We start from the raw sequence: 11,154 nt of genomic DNA, 5'->3' as shown, positions 1-11,154 counted from the left end.
GCGTGCGGCCCTCTCGTGTGTGATCGTGATTTCCCTTGCACGGCACCGCACAAGGAATGTGATGAGCTAGGCACGTGCCTTCTCGGCAGCCTTCTGTTCGGTGGGCGCACCGGCGTTGGCGAGCGAGCCGGCCGCATTCTCGAGATGGGCGCGCACAAACCACTGGAACTTTTCGAGCTGGCCGGTCTGCCCGATGAGCATGTCCTCGGTGATGGGATCGATCTTGCCCACTTCCGTGATCGCCTTACGGTTGTCCTCGATCAGGCCGTCGTACACCAGGTCGAGCGCCGCCAGATGCGCCTGCGCGCTGTCGCGTCCCACGGAGTAGTCGTCCCACGTGCGATGCTTCTCGATCGCTCCGGGCGTGCCCTTCGGGGAGGCGCCCAGCGCCGCAATACGTTCGGCGGCATCGTCGGCATATCCGCGCACGAGTTCGACCTGGGGGTCGATCATCTCGTGCACCCCGATGAAGTTCGGTCCGACCACGTTCCAATGTATGTGCTTGAGGGTCAGGTGCAGATCGTTGTAGGCGCTGAGTCGCTCCTGCAATATTTCCGCGACGCGCCCGCCGTCCTGATCGCTCAGACCGGGAACTGTGAACTTACCCATGTTTTCTCCTCTCGACGGCAATATCCGACTCGGCTGCGTTTCACCGATTGCCGCGTTGTTCCATACATTGCCGTTTCACACATTGCCGTTTCACACATCGCCGCGTACCCGTACGCCGGGGCCGGCAACCATCGATCAGTTGCTCGGTTCGGGCAACTGGCAGTCCGTCACCTTCGGATTGACCCCGAAGTAGTTGAGCGGGCCCGCGATCACAGTAACGACGACGGTGGCAACGCCGGCACAGTTCTGTTCGGAACTACTGAAGTAGCCCCGTTGTCCTGCCGCGACCGCACCGACAATCAGCCAGATCAACACAATCAGAGTGAGAATCCGCATGCTGTGCCACCTTTCGTGATCCGTGCTCCGGAAATTTGCGGTGCGGCCGGTGCCCCGGTGGGGCCCGGCCACACTCACGCGGCCTCGCTGCCGAACGCTACTGTTGAGACTGGTGACCGCGCTGCCGGGCTTCGTCGGCCTCGGCCTTCCCTCGCGCCTTCTCGGCCGCCGCTTCCTTCTCGGCGACCTCGCGTTGGTCGTCCGCCTTGTCCTGCTGCGCGCGACCCTCACGAGTCAGATCGTCGTTACCGGTGACGACGCCTGCGGCTTCCTTGATCTTGCCCTTGACGCCTTCGACCACGCCCTTGACGCCTTCGCTCGGGCCACTCTTGTCGTCTGCCATGCGATTTCTCCCTATCCGGTCTGATCGGGTCTGTTCACTGACCATCGACGACTACCCGGCGGCGGTGGGATTCAACCCATCCGGCGACCGGCATCACACGATGGAAACGATCAAGCCGATGACGACGGCGACGAACACGATCACGATCACCAGGGCCGCCCCGAGTGTCATCCAGCCGGTCGTCGGAAAGCGCTTTCTCGTGTCCGGTTCCGGGGCGGACAGCCCCGATGTGCCGGCCGACTCGGGCGGTGTCGACCCCGGTGGCACTCCGCCGCCGGGTTCGAGACCCGGTGTGAGGGCAGGGTCCGGGTCGGTGTTGCCGTGTCGCTCAGGATCGGGAACGGTCATCACTTCTCCCTTCCGGGCTGGGGTCGCCCACGCTCGTCGCTGGTCGCCACCGCGTACCCTCACTCGGCGGTCGTGACACCTTCCGCGACGCCGTAGTCTGCCGCGGCCCGCAGCGCATCCTCACGTGTGCCGCCGGCCGGCGACGTTCGCAACGCCCGGCCGTCGCGTCGGAGGCGCTCCGCGGCCGCCACCAGCACCGACGGCGCCGGAAATCGCACCGATCCGAGGTAGCCCGCGAGGATCATGTCCTCCCCCGACCCGGTCGCCACGATCAGCGCCCATCCTTCGCCCGGTGTCCACACGAGCCCTGCCTCCCGGCCGGGATACAACTCCAGTGCCGGGATGCCGACATAGGCCTCCACCGTGCCGTCTTCCCGCACCGCCCAGTGATCGTCCGGAACCCCCAGCGCGTGAGCGACTTGCCCGATATAGCGGGTGAGCCCTCGGACCACCGCGTCCTCCGCCGACGGCCGTACCATCACGCTCTCCTCACATCAGCTCAGTGTTTTCCGTAGGGCCGGCGCCCATCCAGATCCGTCGACCGGGAGTACCCGCACCGGACGAATCCGACACACTCGCGTGCTTCCGGGCACCCTGTCAGTACGTACGCCCTGTCAGTATCCGTCCGGCGCGCAGTGTTTGGTGGGGCATCCGTACGGGCACTCGCCGGTGACGAGGAAACGGAGGAAACATCATGCCCACGTGCGACACCTGCGGAAACGACTACGACAAGACATTCACCCTGACGCGCGACGGCGCCACCGGCACCTTCGACAGTTTCGAATGCGCGGCACAGGCGATGGCCCCGGTGTGCGCGCACTGTGACTGCCGAATTTTGGGCCACGGGGTCGAGGCCGGCGGCACCATGTACTGCTGCGCCCATTGCGCTCGGGAAACCGGGCGGACCGACGTCACCGACCGAGCCGAACACCGCTGAGCCCGCCATGACGCAGGACGTCGAGAAGCGGTGGCGCGACCCGGCCACCTTCCGGTCGGCGGTGTGGTATGCAGCCATCGTCGTCACCCTGGCACTGGTCGTGATGGCGGTCGCGGTGGTGTGGGGGCTTGCCGTCGGCGGGGATCGCTGCGCCGAGGAATCGTTCGCGGTGTGCACCTCCCCCGCGAAGCAGATCCTCGCGATCGGTCCCACCGCGATTCTGCTGATCGGTGGTGTGGGCGCGCTGTTCCAGGCATATCGAGTGTGGCGTCGTGGCGGTTCGTGGCCGATCTGGCAGGGCGTTGGCTGGGGGCTACTTGTCGTGATGATCGTGTTCTTGATGTTCTCGTTCGGTGTCCTGGTGAGCTGACGATTCACCGGCCCTGCCGGCGGGTAGTCGTGGTGCACACACTTCGACATCCGACACACTGCGACATCCGGCAGGGCCGGTTGCACCCGAACGGAGGACAGCATGCCGAAGAACGCTCCCGACGGCTCCGCACACGAGCCGGCGAACCGCAATGCGAAGGACGAACAACTCGACAGGTTCCGCGTCGATCGGAACTCCGGCTATCTGACCACCCAGCAGGGGGTCCGCGTCGACCACGACGACGATGCCCTCACCGTGGGAGATCGAGGGCCGACGCTCCTCGAAGACTTCCATGCGCGCGAGAAGATCACCCATTTCGACCACGAACGCATCCCCGAGCGGGTCGTGCATGCGCGCGGGTCCGGTGCGTACGGTTTTTTCGAGCCGTACGACGACGGGCTCGCGGACGTCACCGCCGCCCGTTTCCTCACCACTCCCGGCCTGCGAACCCCGGTGTTCGTGCGGTTTTCGACCGTGGCGGGCTCCCGCGGCTCTGCGGACACGGTGCGTGATGTTCGCGGCTTCGCGACGAAGTTCTACACCGAGCAGGGCAACTACGATCTGGTCGGCAACAATTTCCCGGTCTTCTTCATTCAGGACGGCATCAAATTCCCGGATTTCGTGCATGCGGTGAAACCGGAGCCGGACAACGAGATTCCGCAGGCGCAGTCCGCCCACGACACGTTCTGGGATTTCGTGTCGCTGCAGCCGGAAACGTTGCACACGGTGATGTGGCTGATGTCGGACCGGGCGATACCGCGCAGCTTCCGGATGATGCAGGGCTTCGGTGTCCACACCTTCCGGTTCGTCAACGCGCAGGGCGTCGGGACGTTCGTCAAGTTCCACTGGACCCCGAAGCTCGGCACGCACTCCCTGGTGTGGGACGAGTGCCAGAAGATCGCGGGCAAGGACCCCGATTTCAACCGCCGTGACCTCTGGGATGCCATCGAGTCCGGGCAGTTCCCCGAATGGGAACTCGGTGTGCAGTTGGTCCCCGAGTCGGACGAAGACGCATTCGATTTCGATCTTCTCGACGCTACGAAGATCATTCCGGAGGAGCAGGTGCCGGTGCAGCCCGTCGGCCGCATGGTGCTCGACCGGAACCCGGACAACTTCTTCGCCGAAACCGAGCAGGTCGCGTTCCACACCGCGAATGTGGTGCCCGGCATCGACTTCACCAATGATCCACTGTTGCAGGCCCGGAACTTCTCGTATCTCGACACCCAGTTGATTCGGCTGGGCGGCCCGAACTTCTCGCAGCTACCCGTCAACCGGCCCGTCGCCGAAGTGCGTACCCATCAGCACGACGGTTACAGCCAGCCCACGATCCAGCGCGGAAAAGCCTCGTACCACAAGAATTCACTCGGCAGCGGTTGTCCCGCGCTGGCCGACGAGGAAGTGTTCACGCACTATGCGAAGCGCGTGGAGGGGCACGTCGTGCGAGCCCGCAGCGACAGCTTCACCGACCACTACAGCCAGCCCCGCCTGTTCTGGCGCAGCATGTCCGAGATCGAAGCCGAGCACATCGTCGCGGCATACGGCTTCGAACTCGGGAAGGTCACCGACATCGACGTCCGCGAACGTGTGGTCGCGCAACTCGACAAGGTCGATCATGATCTGGCATCCAAGGTCGCCGCGGAACTCGGCCTCGACGCTCCACCCGAATCCTCGGTCGTCGACATCGCCGCCCCATCGCCCGCGCTGTCGCAGCTGAACACGGCGATGAACAGCATCGTCAGCCGCAAGGTCGCCGTGCTCGCCGCGGACGGCGTTGATGTCACCGGAGTCGGCCGGCTCGTCGACGCGCTCACCGAACGCGGGGCGATCGTCGAGGTGCTCGCTCCGAAGGGCGGCGGCGTTCTCGCCGGCGGTTCCGGCGGGGAAATCGCCGTCGACCGGGCGGTCACCACGATGGCATCGGTGCTCTACGACGCGGTGGTCGTGCCGTGCGGTCCGGAATCGGTCGAGGCTCTCCGCGGTGACGGCTACACCCTGCATTTCGTTGCCGAGGCGTTCAAGCACAACAAGCCGATTGCCGCGTTCGGCGCCGGACTGGACCTCTTGCCCGCTGCTGGACTGCACTGCCAGGTCGCCGACGGCGCCGACGTCGTCACCCATGCCGGTGTGGTGACCTCGACCGCCGCGGAAGACAGTCTGCCCGACGAATTCTTCGACACGTTCGCCGGTCTCCTGGCGAAGCATCGGGTGTGGGATCGGGATGTGGACGCCGTGTCGGCGTGACACTCCCCCTGACCGGAAGCGACCTGGAGGGTGCGACACCCCGATCCCGAATCTGTTGCGTCTCAAATTTGTTGCGGCAGCGTGGTCACCGTCGCACCTTCCTGTGGGCGGGGCGGCAGCACCTGTAGCGGCAGCGCGTCGCAGTCATCGGTGATCGACGACAGGTGCCGCAGGACAATCCCTTCCCGCAACGCCCACGGGCTGATGTCGAGGCTCTCCAAACCCAATGCCACCATTGCGCATTCGGCGACGATCGCGCCGGCGACCACCTGCCGTGCGCGCGATTCGGACACGCCGGACAGGCCGCTCCGGTCCTTCGCGGGCATCCCCGCAAGCTTGTCGATCACACCGTGGAGCTGGTCGAGTTGCAACGTGCGGGTGACGAACGGTCCCTTGCGCTGGGCCGGGCTCCCGGTGAGCCGCGCCAACTGCTTGAACGTCTTCGATGCGCCGACGGTGACGTGCGGATCGCCTTCCCACTTCAATCGGTCCGATGCGTCGCCGAGCGTGTCCCGCACATCCCGGCGCATCCGCTTGAGTTCCTTCGGTGTGGGCGGGTCGCTGTCGAGATAGCGGCGCGTCAGCCTGTTCGCGCCGAGGGGAAGCGACAACGCGATGTCCGGATCGGTGTTGCGCCCGAGTGCCAGTTCCATCGATCCACCGCCGATGTCGAGGACGAGCAGTCGTCCCGCGGACCAGCCGTACCACGCATGCACCGCCAGATAGGTCAGTCGCGCCTCCTGATCCCCGGACAGGTATTCGGGGCGGACGCCGGATGCCTTCACGATCCGCTCGAGCACGGCGTCCCGGTTCTCCGCGTCCCGGATCGCCGCGGTCACGAACGGGAACAGCCGGTCCACCTCGTAGCGGTAGGCCGCTTCGAGCGCCGTCGCGACCGCGTTGGCTGCGCGGTCCACGCCTTCGACACTCAGCGATCCGTCCGGCTGCACCTCGTCGGCCAGCCGCGTCGGTACCCGGATCGCATGCACGGGCAATGGCGGCGCATCGACGACGGCGTCGTCGATCAGTTCACCGGGCACGACCACCGGGATTCCCGGCGGATAGGCCGTCCAGCGCACTGCGGGACGAGCGGGCCTCTTCCTGCTGCACCTTGGCGCGATTCTCCAGTCGGGCGGCCTCAGCCTGCTTCTCGTCGGCCTCCGCGGTGGCCCGGCGGGCCTTGGCGGCGGTCTCGTCGGCGACGGCCGCGCGCTGTTCGGCGACCGGCGCGTGTTCCTCGATCTGCGTACGGAGATGCGCAGCTTCCGTGCGGCGGTGCTGTGTCCGCCGCTGGGTCAGCAACCACCCCACCAGCAGCACAACGACGACGACGATCACAATTGCGAGTACGACCCAGCCCAGCACGTCCATGCCGAACCTCCGATCGAATCGGGCCCTCAGCGCATACCCCATTGGCCGTATCGCAAACACCCGGTGTCGGACCGCGCTTTCGCTGCGACCACTGTCGTGAACCGTGCCCTCGCGCTCGAGGGTCACCGCGGCAACGATGCGGAATTTACGAAATATGTTCGCGTGCAGAATCTTCGAAACGGTCGCCGCCGACACCGGTTCGCACTGCCCTCACAAATCGCACTGCCCTCACGAATCACACCGTCCTCACGGATCGTTACTCCCGCACGATCGACGAGTTCCTCTCGCACCTGCGGCCCGTGGTGCAGAATGTTTGCGAACCACAGCGGCACCACCCCGGTGAACGCTGTCATCAGAAGGGCAGCACCGTGCAGCAGAAGCATCTCGCGTTCATGTTTGCTGCGATGACGGTAGTCGGCGTCGCCGTTCCGTACGCCGCGCTGGTTCCGTTCTTGATCGAGCACGGATTCGACCCCGCGCGGATCGTCGACGAGGTCACCGCGACCCGACTGGGCGTGTTCGCATGGCTCGACGTGCTGGTCTCGGCTCTGGTCCTACTGCTGGCCGCCTTTGGCGCAGGCTGGATCAGCACCGGGCATGCACTGTGGGTGGCACTCGCCACCTGCCTGGCGGGGGTGTCTGCGGGACTTCCCCTGTTCTTCTACTTCGTTGCCGTCGGGAACCGGGTGCCCCATGAAACGGGCCGCCCTCGCCGTCCGGTGCCCGGCTCGCGAGGGTGACCCGTTCAAATCATGCCGAGAGCCGAAGCGCTCCCCTCGCGCTCTCGAGCGAGGAATGCATGCGCGGCCGGGTTTCTCCGGCTGCGAGCAACAACCGCTGCACCGGCCGGCCGCCGACCAGCGCCCACCGCGCATCGCATTGATGTGCTCGTGCTTCGACACCTTCGAATACCGAAAGTCCTGCGGAACCGATGAATTCGAGTTCGGACAGGTCGAGAATCAACCGGGTGAACGGACGCAATTGCGCGCTCGCATAACGGCGCAGTGCGGGGGCATTGAGCAGGTCGATTTCACCCTGGACGCCGACCCGCACCATATCGCCACTGACTCGCTCGGTCACGAAGTGCGCCCCTGCGAATGTCATATCGGGCGCCCCCGCCCGGGCCGCCCAACGTGTAGCGGCGCGAAGATTGGGAACAACAGTATTGGGTACAACAGTCATGGCACTCCCATCGAAGAGATGGGAAGAATCGCAGGCACAAGGGCCCTGCCATGGACGCCCGCTCCTGCGATGCTTCCTGGTCCAGGCTGTCTGCTCAACCTCCGCACAGCCTACGCTATCGGCAGCGACGTGCACAACGGCACGAGACCCACCCCGCGCACATCCGGGCCGCACACCCCGGTTCACCCGTCGCTCGGCCCGAGTGATCCGGCAACTCGCGCCGCGACCTCCGCCAGACGCAGATTCATCCGCTGCGACGTTTCCCTGAGCAACGCGAATGCCCGCTCCTCGGAGACATCGTGCATCGCCATGAGCAGTCCGATCGCCTTTCCGATCTCGCGGTTGCTCTCGAGTCCGAGACGCAGGGTGGTCGCCTGTTCCCGCTGCGTCCACGCGGTCAGCGCCACCGATGCGAACGCGGCGAGCACAGCTCCCGATTCGAGCGACTGCTCGGTCAACGCGCCCGGCGTGTCGGAGAAGAGATTGAGGGCGGCGACATCCGCGCCCTCGACCATCAGGCGAAATCCGGCAGCCCCCCGCACCGGTGTCGATTCGAGAATCCACTGCGTCAACGCGGGCCAGCGAGGCCGGACGGTCAGGTCCGCATCGAGTTCGGCGCTGTCGTGGTGCAGCACATCCCAGCACGGGCCTTCACCCAATTCTCGTTCGGCAACGTCGATCCGGCGGGCGATATCGTCGGCGGCCGCGACGGTGCGGATCGTCGATCCTCGCTTGATCATCAGGCTCGCCCGGTCGCAGCCGGGTACCAGCGAGGTGGCGGCGACACACAACGCTGCGCACATCTGCTCGTAGTCCGATGCGCCGTACACAATTCCCGCCAGCCGCGTGAAGACCGCCGCAGCACTCCCCTGAGGTGTGTCCTGGTCGTTCATGTGAATCCACCTTTCCGCGGTCGTGATTCAACTACGACCCTCGTGGGTATTCTCGCCGCAGGGACATGCCGGCTCGCGTCGGGGGCGGCATCGTCCGAGTATCCGACGGAAGGGACGGGTCTTCATGTCGACGACCGCTTCGATCGACGCGGACCGCGCACATATGCATCCCATTGTGGAACTGCGCATCCGAGCCGACCCAGGACAACTGCCGGTGCTACGCGCGGTTGCGGCGGCGATCACACTGCAGCACGACTTCGATCTCGATGCGGTCGCCGACGTGAAACTCGCCGTCGACGAAGCCGCCACCCGCCTGATCATGAGCGCCGTCGACGGAGCCGAATTGACGTGCCGGTTCCAGGCGATCACGCCTGCCCTACGCATCAGTCTGTCCACGACGACCCGGCCGTCCCCATCCGGCGGATCTACGCGGACCTTCGGATGGCATGTGCTCAACTCGCTCGCCGACTCGGTGGATGTGCGCGTCGACGACACACCTAGCGGCGACACTGTCACCACGATCGACCTGTCGGTCACCGAAGGAAGTGCCCTTCGGTGACCGGGCACAGGCGCGACCCCGACGAATACGCCGACGTTGTCGAACTGTTCACCGAAATCGACCGCCACCGTGTAGACGATCCGGTCTGCACGGCGCTGCGCGAGAAGATCGTCGAACGGTGCCTGCCACTGGCCGAACACATCGCACGCCGATTCGACGGGCGTGGCGAAGCGCTGGACGACCTCGTGCAGGTTGCGCGGCTCGGCCTGGTCAACGCCGTGAGCCGCTTCGATCGCGAGCGCGGATCGGATTTCGTGTCGTTCGCCGTCCCCACCATCATGGGTGAGGTGCGCAGGCACTTTCGTGACACCGGATGGTCGTTGCGGGTTCCGCGCCGGATGAAAGAACTGCACATCGCCCTGAACAAGGCGACGGGGGAACTGTCGCAGCGACTCGGCCGTGCGCCCACGGTCGCGGAATTGGCCGCCGAACTGGGCTTGGACCGTGAGGAGGTCGCCGAGGGCCTGGTCGCGGGGAACGCTTATCAGACGATATCGGTCGATCGCGGCACCCGAACCGATTCCGACGGGGCGGGCCTGACCCTCGCCGATACGCTCGGCGACTACGATTCCGCGCTGTCCGAGGTCGAGAACCACGAGACGCTGCGCCCGCTGCTCGAGGCACTGCCCGAACGCGAACGCACCGTGGTGGTGTTGCGGTTCTTCGGGAACATGACGCAGACGCAGATCGCCGAGCGGGTCGGAGTCTCCCAGATGCATGTGTCCCGACTGCTCACCAAGACCCTTGCCCAGTTGCGTGAGCAACTCGGCGACCGGTTCTGATCGGCTGTGCCGAGCGTCAGATCTCGGCTGTGCCGAGCGTCAGATCGTCGCGGCGTCGATGACGAACCGGTAGCGGACGTCACTGGCGACCACCCGCTCGTAGGCATCGTTGATCTGCTCGGCGGAGATCAACTCGATTTCCGCGCCGATACCGTGCTCGGCGCAGAAGTCAAGCATGTCCTGCGTCTCGCCGATACCGCCGACGTTGGATCCGGCCAGTGCCCGATTGTTGGTTCCGAGACTGAACGCGCGCAGGGTCAGCGGGTGTTCCGGCAGGCCGAGTTCGACGAGGGTGCCGTTCAGTCGCAGCAGCGACAGGTACTTGTCCATGTCGAGGTTGACGGACACGGTGTTGAGAATCAGATCGAATCGGTTGCGCAGTTCCTTGAACAGGTCCGGCTCACTCGTCGCCCGGTAGTCGACGGCACCGAAGCGCAATCCGTCGTCCTTCTTCGACAGGGAGTGACCGAGCACGGTGACCTCGGCGCCGAGCGCGGTGGCGATCTTCACGCCGACGTGCCCGAGTCCGCCCATCCCGATGATCGCGACGCGGGTACCCGGCCCGGCACCGTATCGGCGCAGGGGGGAATACAGGGTGATTCCGGCGCACAGTAGCGGTGCCGCGCCCGCCGGGTCCAGGTCGGCAGGCACCGTCAGCACGAAGTGTTCGGTGACGACGATGTGCGTCGAGTATCCGCCCTGGGTGACCTGGCCGTCGGGTCCGATCGCGTTGTATGTGGCGGTGACGCGGTTCTCGCAGTGCTGTTCCGCGCCGGTGGTGCACGAGTCGCAGTCGCGGCAGGATGCCACGAAGCAGCCGACGCCGACGCGGTCTCCCACCGCATGCTTGGTGACGTCGGAGCCGACGGCCTCGACGATGCCGACGATCTCGTGTCCCGGTACGAGCGGGTATCGGGTTCGGCCCCACTCGTTGCGGGCGGTGTGGATGTCGGAGTGGCAGATTCCCGCGTATTCGATCCGGATGAGCACATCGAGCGGGCCCGGATCACGACGCTCGATGGTGATCTTGGTGAGCGGTGTATCGGCGGCGGGAGCGGCGTAGGCGGCGACGGAAGTCATACCGTCATGCCTACACCCGCGCAGACGACGACGCGCACCCGCGGGGGCTGTCCGCGGATGCGCGTCGGGTCTTCGGCCGCCCGGTGACCGCCGGTGCTACTGC

At 65.8% G+C, this 11,154-nt stretch carries 16 protein-coding genes; 6 read left to right on the top strand and 10 right to left on the bottom strand.

Features of this window, described 5'->3' with window-relative positions; genetic code table 11:
• Positions 1 to 66 precede the first annotated feature (66 nt).
• The 5 genes from WAX14_RS17710 to WAX14_RS17690 all read right to left on the bottom strand — a co-directional run bounded on the left by WAX14_RS17710 (position 67) and on the right by WAX14_RS17690 (position 2,115).
• Positions 67 to 609, bottom strand: coding sequence for a Dps family protein (locus WAX14_RS17710; protein ID WP_422629364.1), 543 nt, complete (start codon positions 607 to 609; stop codon positions 67 to 69).
• Between the two features lie 135 nt (positions 610 to 744).
• A complete protein-coding gene (locus tag WAX14_RS17705; protein WP_422629363.1) occupies positions 745 to 945 on the bottom strand; it encodes a hypothetical protein in 201 nt (66 codons plus the stop codon).
• 97 nt (positions 946 to 1,042) lie between these two features.
• Positions 1,043 to 1,288, bottom strand: a complete 246-nt coding sequence (locus WAX14_RS17700; protein ID WP_422629362.1) for a CsbD family protein — start codon at positions 1,286 to 1,288, stop codon at positions 1,043 to 1,045.
• 93 nt (positions 1,289 to 1,381) lie between these two features.
• A complete protein-coding gene (locus WAX14_RS17695) occupies positions 1,382 to 1,636 on the bottom strand; it encodes a DUF6480 family protein (protein WP_422629361.1) in 255 nt (84 codons plus the stop codon).
• Positions 1,637 to 1,695: 59 nt separating this feature from the next.
• Positions 1,696 to 2,115: a DUF6292 family protein gene (locus tag WAX14_RS17690; protein WP_422629360.1), complete on the bottom strand. Its 420-nt coding sequence runs from the start codon at positions 2,113 to 2,115 to the stop codon at positions 1,696 to 1,698.
• A 215-nt stretch (positions 2,116 to 2,330) separates the two neighbouring features.
• Between WAX14_RS17690 and WAX14_RS17685 the strand changes: the two genes are divergently transcribed.
• From WAX14_RS17685 to WAX14_RS17675, 3 genes are all read left to right on the top strand, one after another.
• Positions 2,331 to 2,573: a hypothetical protein gene (locus WAX14_RS17685; protein ID WP_422629359.1), complete on the top strand. Its 243-nt coding sequence runs from the start codon at positions 2,331 to 2,333 to the stop codon at positions 2,571 to 2,573.
• Between the two features lie 7 nt (positions 2,574 to 2,580).
• On the top strand, positions 2,581 to 2,943 hold the full coding sequence (locus WAX14_RS17680; RefSeq protein WP_422629358.1) for a hypothetical protein: 363 nt from the start codon (positions 2,581 to 2,583) through the stop codon (positions 2,941 to 2,943).
• A gap of 102 nt (positions 2,944 to 3,045) precedes the next feature.
• A complete protein-coding gene (locus tag WAX14_RS17675) occupies positions 3,046 to 5,184 on the top strand; it encodes a catalase (RefSeq protein ID WP_422629357.1) in 2,139 nt (712 codons plus the stop codon).
• Between the two features lie 62 nt (positions 5,185 to 5,246).
• Here the strand turns inward: WAX14_RS17675 and WAX14_RS17670 are convergent, their stop codons facing one another.
• Positions 5,247 to 6,230 (bottom strand): hypothetical protein, encoded by a 984-nt coding sequence (locus tag WAX14_RS17670; RefSeq protein ID WP_422629356.1) that lies wholly within the window; start codon positions 6,228 to 6,230, stop codon positions 5,247 to 5,249.
• A complete protein-coding gene (locus WAX14_RS17665; RefSeq protein WP_422629355.1) occupies positions 6,214 to 6,555 on the bottom strand; it encodes a hypothetical protein in 342 nt (113 codons plus the stop codon). The genes WAX14_RS17670 and WAX14_RS17665 overlap by 17 nt, the downstream gene beginning before the upstream one ends.
• 404 nt (positions 6,556 to 6,959) lie before the next feature.
• On the opposite strand from WAX14_RS17665, the gene WAX14_RS17660 reads away from it, so the two are divergent.
• A complete protein-coding gene (locus WAX14_RS17660) occupies positions 6,960 to 7,295 on the top strand; it encodes a DUF2834 domain-containing protein (protein ID WP_422629354.1) in 336 nt (111 codons plus the stop codon).
• 10 nt (positions 7,296 to 7,305) lie between these two features.
• Here WAX14_RS17660 and WAX14_RS17655 read toward each other — a convergent pair whose 3' ends face one another.
• Both WAX14_RS17655 and WAX14_RS17650 read right to left on the bottom strand, forming a co-directional pair.
• Positions 7,306 to 7,635, bottom strand: coding sequence for an STAS domain-containing protein (locus tag WAX14_RS17655; RefSeq protein WP_422629353.1), 330 nt, complete (start codon positions 7,633 to 7,635; stop codon positions 7,306 to 7,308).
• A gap of 284 nt (positions 7,636 to 7,919) precedes the next feature.
• Entirely contained in the window at positions 7,920 to 8,630 is a 711-nt protein-coding gene (locus WAX14_RS17650) for a GAF and ANTAR domain-containing protein (protein ID WP_422629352.1), read from the bottom strand.
• A 124-nt stretch (positions 8,631 to 8,754) separates the two neighbouring features.
• On the opposite strand from WAX14_RS17650, the gene WAX14_RS17645 reads away from it, so the two are divergent.
• Complete coding sequence (locus WAX14_RS17645) at positions 8,755 to 9,189, top strand: ATP-binding protein (protein ID WP_422629351.1); 435 nt, start codon at positions 8,755 to 8,757, stop codon at positions 9,187 to 9,189.
• Positions 9,186 to 9,971, top strand: a complete 786-nt coding sequence (locus WAX14_RS17640; protein ID WP_422629350.1) for a SigB/SigF/SigG family RNA polymerase sigma factor — start codon at positions 9,186 to 9,188, stop codon at positions 9,969 to 9,971. The genes WAX14_RS17645 and WAX14_RS17640 overlap by 4 nt, the downstream gene beginning before the upstream one ends.
• Before the next feature lie 39 nt (positions 9,972 to 10,010).
• Here WAX14_RS17640 and WAX14_RS17635 read toward each other — a convergent pair whose 3' ends face one another.
• Complete coding sequence (locus tag WAX14_RS17635) at positions 10,011 to 11,051, bottom strand: NAD(P)-dependent alcohol dehydrogenase (RefSeq protein ID WP_422629349.1); 1,041 nt, start codon at positions 11,049 to 11,051, stop codon at positions 10,011 to 10,013.
• Positions 11,052 to 11,154 lie beyond the last annotated feature (103 nt).

The sequence above is a fragment of the Rhodococcus sp. (in: high G+C Gram-positive bacteria) genome (genome assembly GCF_049299235.1).
Taxonomy (GTDB): domain Bacteria; phylum Actinomycetota; class Actinomycetes; order Mycobacteriales; family Mycobacteriaceae; genus Rhodococcus.
This window is presented reverse-complemented; position numbering and strand designations above follow the sequence as displayed.